At 73.8% G+C, this 21,347-nt stretch carries 18 protein-coding genes; 8 read left to right on the top strand and 10 right to left on the bottom strand.

The annotated features are described in order from the left end of the window. Both OHB09_RS25640 and OHB09_RS25635 read right to left on the bottom strand, forming a co-directional pair. Positions 1–234 (bottom strand): ferredoxin, encoded by a 234-nt coding sequence (locus tag OHB09_RS25640; RefSeq protein ID WP_319116036.1) that lies wholly within the window; start codon positions 232–234, stop codon positions 1–3. After that, a complete protein-coding gene (locus OHB09_RS25635; protein ID WP_167793810.1) occupies positions 231–1,499 on the bottom strand; it encodes a cytochrome P450 in 1,269 nt (422 codons plus the stop codon). Before OHB09_RS25635 ends, OHB09_RS25640 begins: the two co-directional genes overlap by 4 nt. Positions 1,500–1,785: 286 nt before the next feature. Between OHB09_RS25635 and OHB09_RS25630 the strand changes: the two genes are divergently transcribed. The 5 genes from OHB09_RS25630 (at position 1,786) to OHB09_RS25610 (ending at position 8,547) form a co-directional block, all read left to right on the top strand. Then, a complete protein-coding gene (locus OHB09_RS25630; protein ID WP_319116038.1) occupies positions 1,786–2,694 on the top strand; it encodes a PaaX family transcriptional regulator in 909 nt (302 codons plus the stop codon). 95 nt (positions 2,695–2,789) lie between these two features. Further along, complete coding sequence (locus OHB09_RS25625; RefSeq protein ID WP_328922596.1) at positions 2,790–4,019, top strand: arginine deiminase; 1,230 nt, start codon at positions 2,790–2,792, stop codon at positions 4,017–4,019. A gap of 201 nt (positions 4,020–4,220) precedes the next feature. Beyond that, the gene (argF, locus tag OHB09_RS25620) at positions 4,221–5,228 is read left to right on the top strand and encodes an ornithine carbamoyltransferase (RefSeq protein ID WP_167793812.1); all 1,008 of its coding nucleotides are present in this window, start codon (positions 4,221–4,223) and stop codon (positions 5,226–5,228) included. 171 nt (positions 5,229–5,399) lie between these two features. Further along, on the top strand, positions 5,400–6,812 hold the full coding sequence (locus OHB09_RS25615; RefSeq protein WP_006142735.1) for an amino acid permease: 1,413 nt from the start codon (positions 5,400–5,402) through the stop codon (positions 6,810–6,812). Between the two features lie 109 nt (positions 6,813–6,921). Then, positions 6,922–8,547 carry an MFS transporter gene (locus OHB09_RS25610; RefSeq protein ID WP_328922595.1) on the top strand — a complete coding sequence of 542 codons (1,626 nt, stop codon included), beginning with the start codon at positions 6,922–6,924 and terminating at the stop codon, positions 8,545–8,547. Between the two features lie 22 nt (positions 8,548–8,569). Here OHB09_RS25610 and OHB09_RS25605 read toward each other — a convergent pair whose 3' ends face one another. The 8 genes from OHB09_RS25605 to OHB09_RS25570 all read right to left on the bottom strand — a co-directional run bounded on the left by OHB09_RS25605 (position 8,570) and on the right by OHB09_RS25570 (position 18,089). Next, entirely contained in the window at positions 8,570–11,125 is a 2,556-nt protein-coding gene (locus OHB09_RS25605) for a polynucleotide kinase-phosphatase (RefSeq protein ID WP_191889708.1), read from the bottom strand. Further along, the gene (locus tag OHB09_RS25600) at positions 11,122–12,651 is read right to left on the bottom strand and encodes a 3' terminal RNA ribose 2'-O-methyltransferase Hen1 (RefSeq protein ID WP_328922594.1); all 1,530 of its coding nucleotides are present in this window, start codon (positions 12,649–12,651) and stop codon (positions 11,122–11,124) included. The genes OHB09_RS25605 and OHB09_RS25600 overlap by 4 nt, the downstream gene beginning before the upstream one ends. 230 nt (positions 12,652–12,881) lie before the next feature. Further along, positions 12,882–13,802, bottom strand: coding sequence for an LLM class F420-dependent oxidoreductase (locus OHB09_RS25595; RefSeq protein ID WP_319350597.1), 921 nt, complete (start codon positions 13,800–13,802; stop codon positions 12,882–12,884). A gap of 56 nt (positions 13,803–13,858) precedes the next feature. Beyond that, positions 13,859–14,335, bottom strand: a complete 477-nt coding sequence (locus OHB09_RS25590) for a DUF6099 family protein (RefSeq protein ID WP_006142730.1) — start codon at positions 14,333–14,335, stop codon at positions 13,859–13,861. Positions 14,336–14,530: 195 nt separating this feature from the next. After that, positions 14,531–14,944: a nucleotide pyrophosphohydrolase gene (locus OHB09_RS25585; protein WP_006142729.1), complete on the bottom strand. Its 414-nt coding sequence runs from the start codon at positions 14,942–14,944 to the stop codon at positions 14,531–14,533. Then, complete coding sequence (locus OHB09_RS25580; protein WP_328922593.1) at positions 14,941–16,131, bottom strand: ATP-binding protein; 1,191 nt, start codon at positions 16,129–16,131, stop codon at positions 14,941–14,943. Before OHB09_RS25580 ends, OHB09_RS25585 begins: the two co-directional genes overlap by 4 nt. 501 nt (positions 16,132–16,632) lie before the next feature. Beyond that, positions 16,633–17,067 (bottom strand): cell division protein SepF, encoded by a 435-nt coding sequence (locus OHB09_RS25575; RefSeq protein WP_040896487.1) that lies wholly within the window; start codon positions 17,065–17,067, stop codon positions 16,633–16,635. Between the two features lie 200 nt (positions 17,068–17,267). Further along, entirely contained in the window at positions 17,268–18,089 is an 822-nt protein-coding gene (locus tag OHB09_RS25570; protein ID WP_328728248.1) for a YcnI family protein, read from the bottom strand. A gap of 288 nt (positions 18,090–18,377) precedes the next feature. On the opposite strand from OHB09_RS25570, the gene modA reads away from it, so the two are divergent. Genes modA through OHB09_RS25555 form a run of 3 tightly spaced genes read left to right on the top strand, consistent with a single transcriptional unit; the run spans position 18,378 to position 21,225 of the window. Then, complete coding sequence (gene modA, locus OHB09_RS25565; protein ID WP_328922592.1) at positions 18,378–19,193, top strand: molybdate ABC transporter substrate-binding protein; 816 nt, start codon at positions 18,378–18,380, stop codon at positions 19,191–19,193. A gap of 26 nt (positions 19,194–19,219) precedes the next feature. Continuing rightward, positions 19,220–20,086, top strand: a complete 867-nt coding sequence (locus OHB09_RS25560; protein WP_006142722.1) for an ABC transporter permease — start codon at positions 19,220–19,222, stop codon at positions 20,084–20,086. Beyond that, positions 20,083–21,225 carry an ABC transporter ATP-binding protein gene (locus OHB09_RS25555; protein WP_328922591.1) on the top strand — a complete coding sequence of 381 codons (1,143 nt, stop codon included), beginning with the start codon at positions 20,083–20,085 and terminating at the stop codon, positions 21,223–21,225. The genes OHB09_RS25560 and OHB09_RS25555 overlap by 4 nt, the downstream gene beginning before the upstream one ends. Positions 21,226–21,347: the final 122 nt, after the last annotated feature.

The following is a 21,347-nucleotide window of genomic DNA, read 5'->3' as shown; positions in this document are numbered from 1 at the left end:
TCAGCCGTTCCCGCCCGGCGTGAAGGTGATCGCGTACCACGGGCAGGCGTCCGCGGCCCGCCGCAGCCCGGCGTGGTCCGCCGCGGCCAGGTCCAGCCCTTCGGCCGGCCATGCCCGGCGGTCCGCGAGCCGGAAGGCTCCCGGAGCGGCCTCCTGGCAGTGCCCGGTACCGCTGCACAGGCCGTGGTCCACCGACAGGCGGGTGCCGTCCGCGCCCCGCAGGACGACGCTCACCGGCCGGCCCCGGTCGAGACGGGGTCGAACACCATCGGCAGGGAGAGCCAGTTACGGAAGACCGGACCGGGTACCTGCGGGATCTCCGCGCCCGGTTCCAGCCGCAGTCCCGGCAGCCGCCGGTAGAGCGCGGCGAGGGACGTCTCCAGTTCGAGCCGGGCCAGGTTGACACCGATGCAGTGGTGGATGCCCCAGCCGAAGGTGAGGTGCGGCGGCAGTTCCTTCCAGTCGCGGTCGATGAGGAACTCGTCGGGCCGGTCGTAGACCTCGGGGTCGTGGTTGGCCGCGGCGGTGACCGTGAAGACCCTGTCCCCAGGGGTGAGCGGGTAGCCCTGGACGGTGGTCTCGCGGGCGCACCTGCGCCACAGGCCGAGGGCCGGGCCGTCGTACCGGAGGCCCTCCTCCACCAGGCTCGGGGTCAGCCCCTCGATGTCGGCGAGGTACTTCGCCTTCTGCTCCGGGTGGCGTTCGAGGGCGGCCACGGTGTTGGTGAGGGCCGCCGCCGAGGTGGTGTTGCCGGCCCGGATCATGGCGCGGATCAGCGAGGCCACCTCCAGTTCGGACAGCCGGTCGCCCTCGTCCTCGGCGAAACAGAGCCGAGTGATCAGGTCGTCGCTGTCCTCCCCCGCCGCCCGCCGCTCCCGGACCATCCCCGCCAACTGCGCCTGCCACTCGTCCAGTTCGGCGCGGTATCCCATGCCCTTGCCGTCCGCGGTACTCAGCTCCGTCAGGGTCGACAGGTACATGAAGCGTTCGCGGAGCTCTTCCGGCAGCCCGAGGAGCTCGGCGATGTGCCCCTCGCTGATCCGGCGGGAGTAGGCGGTGACCAGGTCGAACCCGGTACCCCGGGCGAGGATTCCGTCGAGCAGCCGTTCCGCGAGGCGCTCGCTGAACGGACGCATGTGCGCGATGCGGGAGGCCGACAGCGCCTTGACGAACAGTTTCCGCTGCCGGGTGTGGCGCGGCGGGTCGGCGGAGGGGAACACCTGCTGGTCCACGGGCAGCGGCTCGGTCAGCGGCCATAAGGTGCTGTAGGTGCCGGTGAACGCCTCGGCCACCTTGTTCATGACCTCCTTCACCCCGGCGTAACTGCTGATCTGCACCGCGTCCAGGTGCTCCGAATGTGCCACCGGGCAGCGGGAACGGTCCCGGGCGAGCTCTTCCCAGGGGAAATCGGCCTTGGCCGTGTACGGCTTGAACACGGGCACTGCGGGGCCGGCCTGGTCCGCGGCCCCTCGCGTGGCCTCGGGCGTCATCTCTGGCATCTCGCGCGTCTCCTTGAGAGGGTTCCTGACCGTGTGTGACGACTGCGGTTCTCCCCGACGTCCGGGCCCCCAGGAGGCGCGCGCCCTCCGCGTTCCCCGCCTCGCGGGAGCGGTCGTCCGGCGCGCCGGGACGCCCCGCCGACCCCCCGCACTCTAGCGAGCGTGATCATCACCCGTGGCGGATCGACGGAATACCGTCGCGCCGGGGCGTGGGACATATCCGCTGGTCAACGGGCATACCTCCGGAGCCGCAGGGAGGCGGGGGCGACGATCCGGACGATCTAAAATGATCATCGTGCCCGAACAGCCCGCTGCCCCTCCCCCGCCCTCTCCCCACACCCCCCGTTCCCTCATCGTCACCTTCTACGGGGCGTACGGCCGGCACGTCCCCGGCCCGGTGCCGGTGGCCGAGCTGATCCGGCTGCTCGGCGCCCTCGGTGTCGACGCCCCGTCCGTGCGGTCCTCGGTGTCCCGGCTCAAACGGCGCGGGCTGCTCCTCCCCGCCCGCACCACGACCGGCGCCGCGGGCTACGCGCTCTCCCCCGAGGCGCGGCAACTGCTGCGGGACATGGACCGCCGCGTGCACGCGGCGGGGAGCCCGGCGGACGAGGGCTGGGTGCTCGCGGTGTTCTCGGTGCCGGAGTCCGAACGCCAGAAGCGGCACCTGCTGCGCTCCCGACTGGCCGGGCTCGGCTTCGGCACGGCCTCACCCGGGGTGTGGATCGCCCCGGCCCGGCTGCACGAGGAGGCCCGGCGCACCCTGCGGCGGCTGGGCCTCGAGACCTACGTGGACCTCTTCCGCGGCGAGCACCTGGGCTTCGTGCCGACCGCCACGGCGGTGACCCGCTGGTGGGACCTGCCGGCGATAGCCCGGGAGCACGAGGCCTTCCTCGCCCGCCACGCCCCCGCGCTGCGGGCCTGGCAGGCCCGGCCGGACACCCCGGCCGAGGAGGCGTACCGCGACTATCTGCGCGCCCTGGACTCCTGGCGCCTCCTCCCCTACGCCGACCCGGGCCTGCCCGCCGCCCTCCTCCCACCCGACTGGCCCGGCGGCCGCGCGGCGGAGGTCTTCCACGCCCTGCGCACCCGGCTCCGCGACGCGGGCGCCACCTTCGCGGGCGTGCCGCCGGTGGGCGGGACCCCCGCGGCACGGGACGGCGGGGACGGGGAGGAGCCCGCCGGCGGTGAGGGCTGACGGACGGCGGACACGGTCCGTCGCGCCCTGTGACGCCGCGCACCCTCCCCCGCCGTCCCGGGATGAAACCGGCGCCGACCGGTCAGGATGAAGGCATGGGATTCCACGTCGACTCCGAGACCGGCCGGCTTCGCCGGGTCATCCTGCACCGGCCGGACCTCGAGCTGAAACGGCTCACGCCCAGCAACAAGGACGCCCTGCTGTTCGACGACGTCCTCTGGGTCCGCCGGGCCCGCGCGGAGCACGACGGGTTCGCCGACGTGCTGCGCGACCAGGGTGTCGCCGTGCACCTCTTCGGCGACCTCCTCGTCGACGTCCTGCGCATCCCCGCGGCCCGGACCCTCGTCCTGGACCGCGTCTTCGACGAGAAGGAGTACGGCCCCCTCGCCACCGACCACCTCAGGGACGCCTTCGCGGCGCTGCCCGCGCCCGACCTCGCCGAGGCGCTCGTCGGCGGGATGACCAAGCGGGAGTTCCTGGACGGGCACCCGGAGCCCACCTCGGTCCGCTTCCACGTCATGGAGCTGGACGACTTCCTGTTGCGCCCGCTGCCCAACCACCTCTTCACCCGGGACACCTCCGCGTGGATCTACGACGGGGTCTCGATCAACGCCATGCGCCGGCCCGCCCGCCGCCGCGAGACGGTGCACTTCGAGGCGATCTACCGGCACCATCCGCTCTTCCGGGAGGCCGGCTTCCACATCTGGTCCGAGGGGCAGGCGGACTATCCCTCGACCATCGAGGGCGGTGACGTCCTCGTCCTCGGCAACGGCGCCGTCCTGATCGGCATGAGCGAGCGCACCACCCCGCAGGCCGTCGAGATGCTGGCGCACAAGCTGTTCGCCGCCGGGTCGGCGCGCAGCATCGTGGCGCTCGACCTGCCCAAGCGCCGCGCCTTCATGCACCTGGACACCGTGATGACGATGGTCGACGGGGACACGTTCACCCAGTACGCGGGCCTCGGCATGCTCCGCTCGTACACCATCGAACCCGGCGTCGGCGACAAGGAGCTGAAGGTCACCGACCATCCGCCGGAGCACATGCACCGGGCGATCGCGGCGGCGCTGGGGCTGAATGAGATCCGGGTGCTGACGGCCACGCAGGACGTGCACGCCGCCGAGCGGGAGCAGTGGGACGACGGCTGCAACGTCCTCGCCGTCGAGCCGGGCGTGGTCGTCGCCTACGAGCGCAACGCCACCACCAACACGCATCTGCGCAAGCAGGGCATCGAGGTGATCGAGATCCCGGGCAGCGAGCTGGGCCGGGGCCGGGGCGGACCGCGCTGCATGAGCTGCCCGGTGGAGCGGGACGCGGTGCCGGACTGAGCGCGGCCCCGGTCCCCGAGGCGCCGAGGGCGCCGGGGCCGGCCCGGCCCTGCGCCGGCACCCGGCCAGGACCGGCGTCACCCCTTCCCCACCAGGCACCTGTATAGAAATGTGGAGCATCGTATAGACTTCCATTCGTCCGTGCCGTTCGGCGTTGTCCGGCCCCCGCGGCCCACCCGCCCCCGTCCCCTGGAGCGCCCCATGGCGACTGTCCCGACCGTCCTCGCCGGCCGCCACTTCCTCAAGGAGGTGGACCTCACCGCCGAGGAGTTCCGCGGGCTTCTCGCCCTCGCCGCCGAGCTGAAGGCCGCGAAGAAGGCCGGGACCGAGACGCCGTACCTGCGCGGGAAGAACATCGCGCTGGTCTTCGAGAAGACCTCCACCCGCACCCGCTGCGCCTTCGAGGTCGCCGCCGCGGACCAGGGTGCCGCCACCACCTACCTCGATCCGGTCGGCTCCCAGATCGGGCACAAGGAGTCCGTGAAGGACACCGCCCGGGTGCTCGGCCGCATGTTCGACGCGATCCAGTACCGGGGGCACGCGCAGACCGTCGTGGAGGAGCTGGCCGCCTTCGCCGGGGTACCCGTCTACAACGGGCTCACCGACGAGTGGCACCCCACCCAGATGCTCGCCGACGTGCTCACCATGACCGAGCACTGCGAGAAGCCGCTCACCGACATCGCCTACGCCTACCTCGGTGACGCCCGCAACAACATGGGCAATTCCTACCTCGTCACCGGCGCCCTGCTCGGCATGGACGTGCGGATCGTGGCGCCGAACTCGCTGTGGCCCGAGGAGCCCGTCGTCCGGGCGGCGCGCGAGCTGGCCGAGGCGTCCGGGGCGCGGATCACGCTCACCGAGGACGTGAAGGAGGGCGTCCGGGGCGCCGACTTCGTCGCCACCGACGTATGGGTGTCGATGGGCGAACCGAAGGAGACCTGGGACGAGCGGATCGCGCTGCTCGGCCCCTACGCGGTGACCATGGACGTGCTGCGGGCCTCGGGGAACGAGGACGTCAAGTTCCTGCACTGCCTGCCCGCCTTCCACGACCTCGGCACGGTCGTCGGCCGCGAGATCCACGAGCGGCACGGGCTGAGCGAGCTGGAGGTCACCGACGAGGTGTTCGAGTCCCCGCACTCGGTCGTCTTCGACGAGGCCGAGAACCGGATGCACACGATCAAGGCGGTCCTGGTCGCCACGCTCGCCTGAGCGCGCGCACCCTCCCCGACCCCCTACGCTTCACCTCGTACGCTTTCGCACCACTTCGCACCACCCCCGCACCGCCTCGCACCACCCGCGGACCCCGGAACCACCCCTTCCGTGATCCGCTCCGCGCGGCCCACCCCGCCGCGCCCGCACCAGCACAGAGAGCACCACCCCATGCACACCTCGGCACCCCCCGCCAACCCGCTCCGCTTCAAGTCCCCCGCCCGACTGGTCGCCGAGGCCGGACACGACCGCCAGGGGCACGGCCTGAAGCGGACGATGGGCCTCTTCCAGCTCATCTGCTTCGGCGTGGGGGCCATCGTCGGCACCGGCATCTTCGTCGGGCTCTCCGACTCCGTCGCCCAGGCCGGGCCCGCCGTCGTCGTCTCGTTCATACTGGCCGCGCTGACCTGCGTGCTCACCGCGTTCTCCTTCGCCGAGCTGGGCGGCGCGATCCCGGTCGCCGGCTCCTCGTACTCCTTCGCCTACGCCGGGCTCGGCGAGGGCGCGGCCTTCCTCGTCGGCTGGTGCCTGCTCCTCGAGTACGGCGTCTCCGTCGCGGCGGTCGCGGTCGGCTGGAGCCAGTACGTCAACGAACTGCTGCACAGCCTCACCGGCCACCAGCTCCCGCACGTGCTGTCCGCCGGGCCCGCCGACGGCGGGGCGGTCAACCTGCCCGCCGTGCTCGTCATCGCCCTGGCCTGCGTGCTGCTCGTGCGCGGGGTGCGGGAGAGCGCGCGAGCGACGGCCGCGATGGCCCTCCTGAAGCTGGTGATCCTGCTGCTGTTCTGCGCCATCGGGTTCAGCGCCTTCCGCGCGGGCAACCTCCTCCCCTTCGCCCCCGACGGTCTCGGCGGCATCGGCGCGGGCACCACGGCCGCGTTCTTCTCGTACATCGGCTTCGACGCGATCACCACGGCCGGCGAGGAGGCCCGCGACCCGCGCCGCAGCATCCCGATCGCGATCCTCGTCTGCATCGGCCTGGTCACCGTGCTGTACTGCGCGGTCGCGGTCGCGGCGACCGGGGCGGTGGGCGGCGACCGGGTCGGCGGACGGCCCGCCGCGCTCTCGTACGTCGTGAACGAGGTGACCGGCTCCGCCGTCGGCGGCGGGATCATCGCCTTCGGGGCGGTCGTCGCCATCGCCTCGGTGGTGCTCGCGGTGCTGTACGGGCAGAGCCGCATCCTGATGTCCATGTCCCGGGACGGACTGGTGCCGGGGGTCTTCGCCCGGGTGTCCCCGCGGACCTCCACCCCGGTGGCGGGCACGCTGATCATCGGCGTCGTCTTCGCGGTGCCCGCGGCGTTCTGCTCGCTGGACGCGGTGGTGGGACTGTGCACGATCGGCACCCTGGCGACGATGGCCGCGGTGAACGCGGCCCTGATGGTGCTGCGGCGACGCGAGCCGGACCTGCCCCGCACCTTCCGGGTGCCGCTGTACCCGGTGCTGCCGCTGCTCGGCATCGGCTGCTGCGTCTACCTGATGTACGAGACGGGCTGGGCGGCCTGGGCCCAGTTCGCCGCCTTCCTGGCGGCCGGCTGCGCGCTCTACGCGACCTACGGCCGCCGCCGCTCGCGCCTGTCCTGAGCACGGGAGGGCGGCCCCGCTTGCGCACGGGGCCGCCCTCCTCGCCGTCTTCTTGCGTTCCACGCAAGCACGCATGCCGCTTCCGCAAGGCGTGCCTAGCGTCGGGGCCATGAGTACCGAGCAACCTCCCCGGACGACGGCCGCGTCGGCGGGCGTCGAGGACGTCCCGGACGCGCGCCGCCTGCGCACGATCCTGATCGCCGTGTCCCTCGCGCTGATGGCCGTCATCGCCTCGGTGTCCGGGCTGAACGTCGCCCAGACCCACATGGCCGTGGACTTCGACGCCTCGGGGACCACCGTCCTGTGGATCGTCAACGTCTACACCCTGGTCCTGGCCGCCCTGCTGCTGCCCTTCGGCGCGCTCGGGGACCGCCTCGGCCGCAAGCCCGTGCTCGTCACCGGACTGCTCCTCTTCGGCGCCGCCGCCCTCGCCGCCGCCCTCGCCCCCTCGGCGGAGGTGATGATCGCCGCCCGGGTGACGGCCGGCGCGAGCGCCGCGATGATCATGCCGATCACGCTGGCGGTCATCACCTCCACGTTCCCCGAGGAGCGGCGGGGCCGGGCGATCGGCGTGTGGACCGGTGTCGCCGGGGGCGGCGGCATCCTGGGCATGTTCCTGTCCGCGCTCCTGGTCGACGTCGCCGACTGGCGCTGGCTCTTCGCCCTGCCCGTGGGCCTGGCCGCCCTCGCGCTGGCGATGACGGTGCGGTCGGTGCCCAACTCCCGCGCCCGGTCCCCCCATTCCTTCGACACCGTCGGTGCCGTGCTGTCCGGGCTCGCCGTGACCGGGCTGATCCTCGCCCTGCAGGAGGGTCCCGAGCGCGGCTGGAGCGACCCGGTGCCCCTGGCCGGCCTCGGCGCCGGCGTCCTGGCCGCCGTCGCCTTCGTGGTCTGGGAGCTGCGCCGCCGGGACGCCTCGCTGCTGGACGTCCGTCTGTTCCGCCACCGCGGTCTGGCGGGCGGCTCGCTGACGCTGGTCCTCGTCTTCGGCGTCCAGGCGGGTGTCGCCGTGGTCCTCTTCCCGTTCTTCCAGGCCGTGCTCGGCTGGTCGGGGCTGCTGTCCACCGTGGCGATGATGCCCATGGCGCTCGTCATGATGGCGACCTCCGGGCTGGCCCCCCGGCTGGCCGCGCGGGTCGGCGTCCGCTCCACCCTGGCCGGGGGCGTGGCCCTGACCGCGGTGGGCCTCGCCTCGATGGGTCTGTTCGTCTCCGTCGAGGGCGGTTACCCCTCCGTGCTGGCCGGGCTGCTCGCCCTGGGGGCCAGCATGGGCCTGTCGATGACTCCCTCCACCGAGGCGATCACCGCCGCCCTGCCCGCCGGGCAGCAGGGCGTGGCCTCCGCCCTCAACGACGTCACCCGCGAGTTCGGCACCGCGCTGGGTGTGGCGATGCTCGGCGCGCTGGTGGCCACCGGCTACCAGCGCGCCCTCGACGACAGGCTCGACGGTGTCCCCCGGGGTACCGCGGACACCGCGCGGGAGGGCATCGCCCATGCCGTGGAGGCGGCGCCCGGCGCCGGCACGCACGCCCGGCAACTGCTCGACGCCGCGCGGCTGTCCTTCGTGGAGGGATGGCAGGAGGCCATGTGGGTGGGCGCCGCCGTGATGGCCGCGCTGTTCCTCGTGATCGCCCTGCGCGGGCCGGAGAACGCCCCCCGCCGCCCCGGGGGCCCCGGGGCGGACGACGGGACCGTCCCCGCGACCGGGTCCGTCGAGGAGACGGCCGCCCGCTGAGCGCGGGGGCCGTCCCCTCGCCCTACAGGCGCGGGTCCACCGGTTCCGATTCCAGGGCCAGGACCCCGAAGACCGCCTCGTGGACCCGCCACAGGGGTTCGCCCTCGGCGAGGCGGTCCAGGGCCTCCAGGCCCAGGGCGTACTCGCGCAGTGCCAGGGACCGCTTGTGGTTGAGGAAGCGGTTGCGCAGGCGGGCGAGGTTGTCGGGGCGGGTGTACTCCGGACCGTAGACGATCCGCAGGTACTCCCGGCCCCGGCACTTGATGCCGGGCTGCACGAGCCGTCCCTGCCCGTCGCGCACCACCGCGCCGACCGGCTTGACGACCATGCCCTCGCCGCCCCGCGCGGTCATCTCCAGCCACCAGTCGACCCCGGCGCGCACCGAGTCCTCGTCGCCGGTGTCGACGTAGAGGCGGCGCGTGGTGGTGAGCAGGCCGCCGCTGTCGTACTCGACCAGCCGGTCGAGCAGGGCGAGCTGCTCGTCGTGCGGCAGGGCGGCCAGACTGCGGTCCCGGGCGGCGAGGATCTGGAAGGGGGCGAGACGGACCCCGTCGAGGCCCTCGGTGGGCCAGCAGTAGCGGCGGTAGGCCTCGGTGAACGCCTGCGCGTCCACCGCCCGCGCCCGCTGCCGCTCCAGCAGCGCGCCCACGTCGACGCCCCGGCCCGCCGCGCTCTCCAGCGCGGCCAGCGCTCCCGGGAACACGGCCCCGGCGGCGGCGCCGACCGCCGCGTACTGACCGCGCAGCAGCCCGGACGCCTTCAGCGACCACGGCATCAGCTCGGCGTCCAGCAGCAGCCAGTCGGTGGACAGCTCCTCCCAGAGCCCGGCGGCGCCCACGGCCGCGCGCAGCCGGTCGAGGACCGACTCGGTGAGGGCGGCGTCGGAGAAGAACGGCCGCCCGGTGCGGGTGTAGAGCGCGCCCGTCGGCCCCTCGGGGCCACCCGGGACACCGAACCGTTCGGCGGCCGCCGCGGCGTCGCGGCAGACCAGGGCGACGGCACGCGAGCCCATGTGCTTCTCCTCGCACACGACCCGCCCGACGCCGGCCTCGCGGTACTGCGCGAACGCCTCCTCGGGGTGCTCCAGGTAGCCGTCACGGCGCGAGGTGGCGGTGGGTGCCATCGTCGGCGGCAGATACGGCATCAGGCGGGGGTCGACGGCGAAGCGGCTCATGACCTCCAGTGCGGCCGCCGCGTTCTCCTCGCGCACCGCCACCCGGCCCGTGTACCGGGTCTCCACGACCCGGCGGCCGTGCACGTCCGCCAGGTCCAGCGGGCGGCCCTCGTGCCCGCCGGGGGCCTCGGAGGCCAGCGGCTTCACCGGCTCGTACCAGACGCGCTCGGCGGGCACGTCGACCAGCTCGCGCTCCGGCCAGCGCAGCGCGGTGAGCCGGCCGCCGAAGACGGCACCGGTGTCCAGGCAGATGGTGTTGTTGAGCCAGGTGGCGCGGGGCACCGGCGTGTGGCCGTAGACGACGGCCGCGCTGCCCCGGTAGTCCTCGGCCCACGGGTAGCGCACGGGCAGCCCGAACTCGTCGGTCTCCCCCGTGGTGTCGCCGTACAGGGCGTGCGAGCGGACCCTGCCGGAGGTGCGGCCGTGGTACTTCTCGGGCAGCCCGGCGTGGCAGACGACCAGCCGACCGCCGTCGAGGACGTAGTGGCTGACCAGACCGTCCACGAACTCCCGCACCTCGCGCACGAACTCCTCGCTCTCGTCCGCCATCTGGGCGATCGTCTCGGCGAGTCCGTGGGTGTGCTGGACCTGGCGGCCGCGCAGGTGGCGGCCGAACTTGTTCTCGTGGTTGCCGGGCACGCACAGCGCGTTGCCGGACTTGACCATCGACATCACGCGGCGCAGGACGCCCGGGGAGTCGGGGCCGCGGTCGACGAGGTCGCCCACGAAGACGGCGGTGCGGCCCTCGGGGTGCACTCCGTCCGCGTAGCCCAGCTTTCCGAGCAGCGACTCCAGTTCGGCGGAGCAGCCGTGGACGTCGCCGATGATGTCGAAGGGTCCGGTGAGTCCGGTCAGGTCGTTGTAACGCCTCTCGGTGACGACGGTGGCGTTCTCGATCTCCTCGACGCCCCGCAGGACGTGCACCTTGCGGAAGCCCTCGCGCTCCAACTGCCGCAGCGAACGCCGAAGTTCGCGGATGTGCCGCGCGATGACCCGGCGGGGCATGTCGGCGCGGTCGGTGCGGGCCGCGTTGCGGGCGGCGCACACCTCCTCGGGCACGTCGAGGACGACGGCGATGGGTAGCACGTCGTGCGCGCGGGCCAGGTCGATCAGGGCCCGGCGGGCGTCCGACTGCACGCTGGTGGCGTCCACGACGGTACGGCGTCCCGCCGCGAGCCGCTTGCCGGCGATGTAGTGGAGCACGTCGAAGGCGTCGCGGGTGGCGCTCTGGTCGTTCTCGTCGTCGGAGACCAGTCCGCGGCAGAAGTCGGAGGAGATCACCTCCGTGGCCCTGAAGTGCCGCCGCGCGAAGGTGGACTTGCCGGAGCCGGAGGCGCCGACGAGGACGACGAGGGACAGGTCGGTGACGGGGAGGGTGCGCACCCTTCGCTCGGTACCGGTCATGCCGCCTTCACCTCTTCCTTCTCGTTCCTGTCGTGCCGGTTGTCCCTGTCGTGCTGGTCGTTCCTGTCGGCGGGACCCTCCGTGGCGGCGAGCCGTGTGAAGACGGCCATCTGGGTGGGCGCTCCGACCTCGGGGTCCTCCGGGCCCACGGCCTCGAACTCCACCGCGTAGCCGTGCCGTTCGGCGACCGGGGCCGCCCACGCGCGGAACTCCTCGCGGGTCCACTCGAAGCGGTGGTCGCCGTGGCGCGCGTGCCCGGCCGGGAGGCTCTCCCAGCGCACGTTGTACTCGACGTTCGGCGTCGTCACCAGGACCGTGCGGGGACGGGCGGCACCGAACACCGCGTACTCCAGGGCGGGCAGCCGGGGCAGGTCCAGGTGCTCGATCACCTCGCTCAGCACGGCGGCGTCGTACCCCGTGAGCCGTTTGTCGGTGTAGGTGAGCGAGCCCTGGAACAGCCGGACGCGCGCGGCCTGCCGCTCCCCCATGGTGTTCAGCTTCAGCCTGCGGGAGGCGATGGTGAGCGCCCGCACCGAGACGTCGACGCCGACGATCTCGGTGAAGGCCGGGTCCCGCAGCAGCGTCTGCACCAACTGGCCCTCTCCGCAGCCCAGGTCGAGCACGCGGGCGGCGCCGTGCCGGCGCAGCGCGCCGAGGAGCGCCTCACGGCGGTGGACGGCGAGCGGGGTGGGGCGCTCCTCCTTCTCTGTCTCGGCCGCGACCGCGTTGTCGATCTCCTCGACCTCGCTGTCGTCGGTCTCGGCGAGCCGGACCAGTTCCAGCCGCTCCATGGCCTGCCGGGCCAGCGACCAGCGCCGGGTGAGGTAGCGGCCGACGATCAGCTTCTGCTCCGGGTGCTCGGGCAGCCAGCCCTCGCCGGCCCGCAGCAGCTTGTCGACCTCGTCGGAGGAGACCCAGTAGTGCTTGGCGTCGTCGAGGACCGGGAGCAGCACGTAGAGCTGGCGCAGCGCCTGCGCGAGGGTGAGCGTCCCGCCCTCCAGGACCAGGCGTACGTAGCGGGAGTCGCCCCACTGCGGGAACTGCGCGTCCAGTGCGACCGGGTCCGCGGTGACGGTCCAGCCGAGCGGCTCGAACAGCCGCCGGACCAGCGCGGGGCCGCCGCGGGCGGGCAGCGCGGGTATCTCGACGCGCAGCGGCAGCGGCTCGGCCGCGCGCTCGGGCCTGGCCCTGCAGACACCGCGCAGGGCGCTGGAGAAGACGTTGCTCAGGGCGACGGCGAGGAGCGAGGAGGCCGCGTACGGGCGGTCGTTGACGTACTGGGCGAGGGCGGCGTCGGGTGCGCCGCCGCGGCCCTTGCCCTTGCCGCGCCGGACCAGCGCGACCGGATCGACCTCGAGGAGCAGGGCCACCGTGCAGCGCAGATCGTCCGCCTCGGGGTAGAGCACGTGGGCGGTGCCGTAGGAGGTGGAGAACGTCTGCGCGGCCTCGGGGTGCTTGTGCAGCAGGTAGCCGAGATCGGTCGCGGGGCGTTCGGGCGTGCCGGTGGTGCTGATCGTCAGGAACACGGGAATCGGACCTCGAGACGGGGCCTGGAGTACGGGGCCTCAGACGGACGTGCGGCGACGGCACGGTGGTGCGCGTCGCCGGGCCACGCCGGTCACGGATTCGTACAGGTGTTCCGGACCCGGCGTGCCGCTTCAACCTACAGCGAAGGGCACGCCGGTCATCAGGTATTTTTCCGCCCCGCGGCCGAGCCCCTGGCATTCCGTTTCGGGGCTCGGCGCGGAGTCGCGGCTCAGAGCTGGGACTGGACCTGGGAGGAGATCAGTTCCAGGTGGTCCAGGTCGGAGAGGTCGAGGACCTGGAGGTAGAACCGGGTGGAGCCGATCTCCGCGAAGCGGCCGATCTTGTCCACGACCTCGGCCGGGGAGCCGGCCAGGCCGTTCTCCTTCAGTTCCTCGACCTCGCGGCCGATCGCGGCGGCACGGCGGGCGACCTCGGCGTCGTCCTTGCCGACGCAGACGACCAGCGCGTTGGAGTACGTCAGCTCGTCGGCGTCACGGCCGGCCGCCTGCGCGGCCTCCCTCACCCGGCCGAACTGTCGTTCGCTGTCGGCGAGGGAGGCGAAGGGGATGTTGAACTCGTCCGCGTACCGCGCGGCCAACCGCGGGGTGCGGCTGGCGCCCATGCCGCCGATGAGCACCGGGATCTTCGCCTGGGTGGGCTTGGGCAGCGCGGGCGAGTCGGTGAGGTCGTAGTGCGTACCGTGGTGGCTGAACGTCTCGCCGGGCTTCGTGCCCCACAGGCCGGTGACGATCGCGAGCTGCTCCTCCAGGCGGCCGAACTTCTCCTTCGGGAAGGGGATGCCGTACGCCTTGTGCTCGTCCTCGTACCAGCCGGCGCCGAGGCCGAACTCGACGCGGCCACCGGACATCTGGTCGACCTGGGCGACCTGGATGGCGAGGACGCCGGGCAGCCGGAAGGTGCCGGCGGTCATCAGCGTGCCGAGGCGGATGCGGCTGGTCTCGCGGGCGAGGCCGGCGAGGGTGATCCAGGCGTCGGTGGGGCCGGGGAGGCCGTCGGAGTTGCCCATCGCGAGGTAGTGGTCGGAGCGGAAGAAGGCATCGAAGCCGAGGTCCTCCGTCGCCTTGGCGACGGCGAGGAGTGTGTCGTAGCTGGCGCCCTGCTGGGGTTCGGTGAAGATGCGGAGGTCCATGGCGTCCATCCTGCCCCGAAGGCGGGGGCGGGGCGCGACGGGGGTGGCGGCGGCCGTCAGCCCAGGGCCGCGTCCCAGGGGGTGGGTTCCTCCTCCGTCAGCGCGAGGCGGCGCAGCATCTCCTGGACGCGGTCCCGGGACTCGTCCGCCGCGTCGATCGCCTCCATGCACTGCCAGTACGCCCCCTCGTCCCCCGCCGTGCTCGCGAGGGCGACCAGCGACATGGCCACCTCCACCAGGAGCGAGGCCAGTTCCAGCAGGGCCTTGCGGGCGTCCCCCAGGTCGGTGAGGTGCGCGGCGCGCAGGTCGGCGACGAGGGGTGGCGGGGCGTCCAGGACCCCGCAGCCCCGGCCCGCCAGTTCCGTCAGTCCCAGCGCCTCGCCCCGGAGCTGCGGCGGGCCGGACACCGCGAGGCGGCTGCCGACCGCCTGCGCCAGGGCGTAGGCCTGCCACGCCTCCGCCGTCGTCTGTAGCGCGTCCTCGCTCCCGGTCAGGGCACGCCTGCTCTCCACGATGAGCCGCACCGCGTCCATGCGCTGCCCCCGCTCCCTCCGGCGCGCTCTTCGCACGCCCACCCGAACTCCCTTGTTCACTACCCAGAGTGAGGGTCTCCCAGTCGAAAAGCCAGAGGTCGTCCGAAATCTGTGGACAGGAAACCGCCTGTGGACAACTTTTCGACTACGCGGAGTGACTACCGGGGTGGCTGTCGAGATGGTGGGGGCGCGGGTTCAGGCCTCCGGCGCGGGCGCCGGTCCGTGCGCGGGCGCGGGGGCCGGGAAGCGGCTCTCGTTGCGGTCGATCTTCTCGTCCAGCGCCGTCAGCAGGTCCACGTCGAGGCGCTCGCACAGCTGGAGCAGGTACGCGAGCACGTCAGCGACCTCGTCCCGCACCCGGTGCGCCGTCTCCGGGTCCGCCATCACCCGCTCCGACTGCTCCGGTGTCAGCCACTGGAAGATCTCCAGCAGCTCCGAGGCCTCCACGCTCAGCGCGGCCGCCAGGTTCTTCGGGGTGTGGTGCGGCCACCAGGCGCGCGCGGCCGCGAAGTCGACCAGCCGCCGTTGCAAATGGGCCAGATTCAACGGGTGTTCGTCGTGGGGTTGCGTGTTCCGCGGGTGCCGTGCGTCCTGGGCGTCTTCGTTCACGCGCCCAGGTGTACCACTGTCACGCCCTCCACTCCGGCCACCCGGGAGGCGTCGGAGAGGGCACCGAGCAGGCGGATGTGGCCGCGCTCGCACATGCGCGCCGCCAGCCGCGCCAGTTCCCTCGTCTGACGCGGGTCGAGGGAGCGGTCGAGGTCGTCCGCGAGCACGGTGAGGCACTGCAGCGCCGCCGGCACCTCCCCCACGGGGTCCACCTCCAGGACTCCGGGCCCGGTGAGCAGCACCAACGCCAGGGCGAGATGGCGCAGTTCGCCGTCGCCGAGCAGTTCCAGCGGGGTGGCGGGGGAGCCGTCCCCGCGGTCGACGCAGGCGCGGAGCCGGCCGTCCTCGCCGCTCTCCGCCCGCAGGCCGGTCACCGTGCCCGCGAGGCCGGCGCGGACGGCGGCGACCAGCAGCGCGTGCCGCTGCCCGCACTCCTCGCGGGTCCGGGCGAGGACGTCGGCGAGGTTGTCGCAGCCGGACAGCAGCCGGCCCGCGCCGGGCTCCACCGGGGCGCGCATCCGCTCGGGGCGGGGATCGCAGGGGAAGACCGAGCGCAGCGCCACCACCATCTGCTCGGCCGCCGCCAGCACCCTGCGCTGCCCGTCCGTGCCCCCGGCGACCCGCAGCGGGAGCAGGGCGGTGCCGAGCCGGTCGTCGGGCAGCGGGCCCCTGGTGACGGCGGCGGCGCCGGCGGTGTGCCAGGCGGCCTGCACCGTGCGGCGTCCGGGATCGCGCAGCGCGGACTGCAGGAGCGGCAGCCCGCCGGACGTCAACCGTTCGCCGACGAGCCGCAGTTCGGGCTCGACCTGGACGGCCACGTCGAGATGCACGGGGCCGGCCGGGCCGTCGGCGGTGCAGCCGATGCGGAAGCCGCGGCGCTGCTGCGGGTCGGGCCGCGCCGAGCGGGGCACGCAGGTGGCCGGGGCCGGGAACGCCTCGGCGAGGTCGTCCCCGGCGGCGAGCCGGGCGAGCGCGGCACAGGCCTCCAGGGCGCGGGACTTGCCGCTGCCGCTGGGCCCGGCGAGGAGGGTGAACCGGTCCAGGGGAAGGGTGAGGCGGCGATGGCCGGCGTAGGCGGAGAGCCGCAGCTCCGTGACGTGCGGCCGGAAGGAAACGGGGGCGGCGGCGGAGGCGGGAACGGGGGTGGGTTCAACCCGGGTGTCCGCGGGGGGTGGGGGCGCGTGCATGCGGCGACCGTAAGCGGCGACACGACTGGCGAACCGTTCCGCTACGAGGGGCTTCGCACGAACGGGGTACGGGGCGGGGCGGGTTGCCGGGGGCGGGGACGGTGGCGACGGCGTTCCGCGAGGCCGGCCGACCCGGCGCGCCGCAGGCGCCACGGGGGCGGCCGGTCCGGTGCGGGGCGGGCGACACGGGGCCATTGGCTCGGGTTGCGCCGGGCACGAGTCACGGAGGCGGCCGACCCGGCGCGCCGCAGGCGTCAGGGGGCGGCCGGTCCGGTGCGGGGCGGGCGACACGGGGCCGTCGGCTCGGGTTGCGCCGGGCACGAGTCACGGAGGCGGCCGACCCGGCGCGCCGCAGGCGCCACGGGGGTCGGTCCGGTGCGGGGCGGGCGACACGGGGCCGTCGGCCCCGGTTGCGCCGGGCAGGAGTCACGGGGCCGTCCAGGTCGTCGCCGACGCCGGACGGCACCGCGCCGCCGTGCGTCCCGGTGGAGCCGCGGCGCGCTACTGACCCGGCGTCCCGGCCCCCGTCTCGGACGGGGTGACCTCCGTGTCGGGCGGGGTCAGCAGGAAGACGTTCTTGTCGACCCGGTGCATGCCGCTGGCGAGGCCGAAGACGACGCCCGTGCTGAAGTCGAGGACGCGTTTGGCGACCTCCGTCTCCGCGTTGGTGAGGTCGAGGAGGACGGGGATCCCGGCCATGAGTGTCTCGGCGACGTCGCGGGCGTCCGCGAAGACGTTGACCCTCAGGACCACGAACCGGCGCCTGGTCTCCGTCTCGGCCTCGGCGTAGGCACGGTGGTCGTAGGACCGGTGGTCCACCGCCGAGGGCCAGGCGTCCCGGCCACGCAGCGGCACGACCTGGGCGAGCCCCTCCCATTGTTCGTCGGTGACATCGTGGCTGTTCACCGGCCCTCCCCGCTGGCTCGCACTGGTCATCTGCACGGGACAATTCTTACGCATCGTCACCCGATCGGCCGAACGCGACACGGTCCGCGACACGTCCGGCATGGGAGCCGTATCACCCGCGCGGGAGGTTTCCGGTGTTTCCGCCCCGTTTCAGCGCGGCGCGGGGAACGGTCCCTCACCGTGGGCCGGCCCGGCCGGTTCCGCGAACCCGGTTTCCCCGCTCCCTCCGCTCACTTCTCGTCGCCCTCGTCCGCGCGGGCGGCCTGCCCGGAGTCCGCGGCCGGCACGGTGGCGCTCGCGGCCCGGTCGCGCGCGAACGCGAAGACGGTGGCCAGACCGAGCAGCCCGGCGACGAGACCGGCGATGCCGAGAGCGCGTGCGGTGGAGTCCTCCGCGGCCGAGGACGCCTTCGGCTGCGCGACCGGCGTCGCGTCCGGGACGGCACGGGCGGACTTCGCGGTGTCTCCCGCCGCCTGCGCGGAGCCGTCCTCGCCGGCCGCGCCCTCGGCGGTCAGCGTGAGCGTCGGGGCCGGGTGCTCCGGTTCCTCGGCGCCCTTCTGCGGGACCTCGATCCAGCGGACGACGTCGCCGTTGGAGTAGGTCTGGAGCGTCTTGAAGGTCAACGTGCCGGTGTCCTCGGGGAGTCGGCCGAAGGCGATGTCGAAGTCCTGGTACTGGCCGTGCCGGATGCGGCCGCCGCTGAAGGTGACGCGGGAGACGGCCTCGGTGATGCTGCCGTCGTCGGTCTTCACCGGTTTCCTCAGCTTCGTGGTGGCGACCTCGGCCTTCCAGCCGTTCTGCGGGCTGACGAGGACACCGAGGACCGGATGGTCGGTGGGCAGGTACACCCGCACCTCGGTGGTGCTGGCGGTGTCCTCCTCGTTGGGGACCCGGAAGGTGAGGACGCCGTCGGTGGCGCCCTTGGCGTAGCTGCCGGGATGGACGCCGACGTGCGCCGAGGCGGCTCCGGCGGCGGTCAGGACGGTGGCCGCGGCGAGACCGGCGAGGACGCCCGCGCGGCGGAGGGTGGTGGTGCGGGTCGCGGTGGACATGCGGGCTCCGTACGGGTGCGAGGCGAGGCGGGCTTTCGGCACCTTGTACGGGGGTGCGGGCCGAGGGGTTCACCTGCGGCGCCCTCCGGCGGGGTTCCTTCACGGGACACGCCCGTCTCCCCGCAGGTCCGGGTGACGGCAGATGCCAGGCTGGACACCCACGTACGGCCGCTCTTGCCGGCTCCCTGGCGGCTCGTGGCCCGCAGATGCGAGAATGATGCTCGAGTCGGCCGTGCGGCGGCATGAGGTGCGGGGCGGACACGCCCAGGCAGAGGGAGACCACCAGTGATGACCCGAACGTCCCGCCGTGCCCCTCGGCGGCTGCTCGCCGGCATCGGCGCGGCCGCCGTGCTGCTGGCGGCCGGGGCCTGTTCCTCCGACGGCTCCGGCGGCTCCGGGGGCTCCGGCGGTGGCGCCTCGGGGAGGCCCACGGGGACCGTGACCGTGTTCGCGGCGGCCTCGCTCCAGGAGAGCTTCACCACGCTGGGCAAGACGTTCGAGAAGCGGTACCCGGGCACGAAGGTCGCCTTCAACTTCGGCGGCAGCGACAGCCTCGCCGCCGGGATCACCGGGGGCGCGCCCGCCGACGTGTTCGCCTCGGCCAGCCCGAGGACGATGAAGACGGTGACGGACGCCGGGGACGCCGCCGGTACGCCGGCGACCTTCGTCCGCAACCGCCTGGAGATCGCCGCCCTGCAAGGCAATCCCGACCACATCTCCTCCCTGAAGGATCTCACCAGGTCGGGCCTGAAGGTCGTCCTCTGCGCGGAGACCGTGCCGTGCGGCGCGGCCACGCGGACGGCGCTGGAGGCGAGCGGCCTGAAGCTCACGCCGGTCTCGTACGAGCAGGACGTCAAGAGCGCGTTGACCAAGGTGGAGTTGAAGGAGGCCGACGCGGCCGTCGTCTACCGCACCGATGTGAAGGCGGCCGGTGACAAGGTGGAGGGCGTGGAGTTCCCCGAGTCGGCCGAGGCCGTCAACGACTATCCGATCGTCCGCCTGAAGAACGCCGGGAACGCGTCCGGGGCGAAGGCGTTCCTCGCCCTGGTGAACTCGGCAGAGGGGCGGAAGGTGCTCGGCGCGGCCGGGTTCCTCACGCCGTGAGTCCCTCGTCGCCCGTCCCCGCCGGGGTGGAGGGTGGCCCGGCCGGTTCCGCACGGGGACGGCGGGCGCGTCCGGCGGGCGGTGGGCGGGAGCGTCCGGCGGGCGGTGGCCGCCGGGCCGGGGCGCCGCTGCCGCTGCTGCTGCCCGCCCTGGTGGGCATCCTCTTCCTCCTGCTGCCGCTGCTCGCCCTGCTGATCCGCGCCCCCTGGCGCGATCTGCCGGACCAGCTCACCAGTGCGCAGGTGTGGCAGGCGCTGCGGCTCTCGCTGCTGAGCGCGACGGCCGCGACCGCCCTCAGCCTCGTCCTCGGCGTGCCGCTGGCCTGGCTGCTGGCCCGCACCGACTTCCCCGGGCGCGGACTGCTGCGGGCGCTGGTGACGCTGCCGCTGGTGCTGCCGCCGGTGGTGGGCGGTGTGGCGCTGCTGCTGGCGCTCGGCCGCAACGGCGTGGTCGGGCAGTGGCTCGACGCCTGGTTCGGGATCACCCTGCCGTTCACCACGACGGGAGTGGTGCTGGCGGAGACGTTCGTGGCGATGCCGTTCCTCGTGATCAGCGTGGAGGGCACGCTGCGGGCGGCCGACCCGCGCTACGAGGAGGCGGCCGCCACGCTGGGCGCCTCCCGCTTCACCGCCTTCCGCCGGGTCACGCTGCCGCTGATCGCCCCCGGTGTCCTGGCGGGGGCGGTGCTGGCGTGGGCGCGGGCCCTGGGCGAGTTCGGGGCGACGATCACCTTCGCGGGCAACTTCCCCGGCCGCACGCAGACGATGCCGCTCGCCGTGTACCTGGCACTGCAGAACGACCCGGCGGCGGCGATCGCGTTGAGCCTCGTGCTGCTCGCGGTGTCGGTCGCGGTGCTCGCGGCGCTGCGCGATCGTTGGCTGACGGCCTCATGAGGAAGACGGAGAGGCAGGGGGAGGCGGAGACGGACGGGTTCGCGGAGGAGACCGCGCGGGCCTGCGAGGGCGGGGCCGGGGACGGGAGCGAGGGCCTCGACGCGCGCCTCGTCGTCGTGCGCGGCTCCTTCCGGCTCGACGTCACCTTGACCGCGAGGCCCGGCGAGGTGGTCGCGCTGCTCGGGCCGAACGGCGCGGGCAAGACGACCGCGCTGCGCGCGCTGGCCGGTCTCGCTCCGCTGTCGCCCGGTGCGGGCGGCCGGCTGCGGCTGGACGGGGTACCGCTGGAGCGTATGCCGCCCGAGTCCCGGCCCGTCGGGGTCGTCTTCCAGGACTACCTTCTCTTCCCGCACCTCACCGCGCTCGACAACGTGGCCTTCGGGCCGCGCTGCCGGGGCGCGTCCCGGAGCGAGGCGCGGGCCGAGGCCGCCGAGTGGCTGGCGCGGCTGGGGCTGGCGGAGCACGCGGGCGCCCGACCGCGTCGGCTCTCCGGCGGCCAGGCGCAGCGGGTCGCGCTCGCCCGGGCGCTGGCGACCCGGCCGCGGCTGCTGCTCCTCGACGAGCCGCTGGCCGCGCTCGACGCCCGGACCCGGCTGGAGGTGCGGGCCGAGCTGCGGCGCCGGCTGGCCGAGTTCGAGGCGGTCGCGGTGCTCGTCACGCACGACCCGCTGGACGCGATGGTGCTCGCCGACCGGCTGGTGGTGGTGGAGGACGGCCGTGTGGTGCAGGAGGGCCCGCCCGCGGACATCGCCCGGCGGCCGAGGACGGACTACATCGCCCGACTGGTCGGGCTGAACCTGTACCGGGGCGAGGCCGAGGGCCACACCGTACGGCTGCTCGGCGGGGGCCCGTCGATCACGACGACGGAGGAGCTGTCCGGTCCGGCGTTCGTGGCGTTCCCGCCGGGTGCGGTCACCCTCCACAGCGAGCGCCCGGTCGGGGCCAGCGCCCGCAACCTGTGGCGCTGCGAGGTGACGGGTCTGGAGACCCACGCCGACCAGGTCCGCGCCGACCTCACCGGTGAACTCAGTGTCCTCGCCGATCTGACGACGCTCTCCGCGGCCCAGCTGGATCTGCGGCCCGGCGTGACGGTCTGGGCGACGGTGAAGGCGACGCAGACGCATGCGTATCCGGGGTGACGGCGAGGGCCGCCCGGGGGCTGCCGGGGTGCGGGAGAGCTCAGGCGGTTGGGGCGCGTCGGCGGGTGCGGGCCTCGGGGTGCACCCGCGCACCGTCGAACTCCTCGAGGGGTGCGTCGGCG

Source organism: Streptomyces griseoaurantiacus (assembly GCF_036189845.1).
Taxonomy (GTDB): Bacteria; Actinomycetota; Actinomycetes; order Streptomycetales; family Streptomycetaceae; genus Streptomyces; species Streptomyces griseoaurantiacus.
The sequence above is the reverse complement of the archived record's forward strand: the minus strand, read 5'-3'. Positions and strand labels throughout refer to the sequence as shown.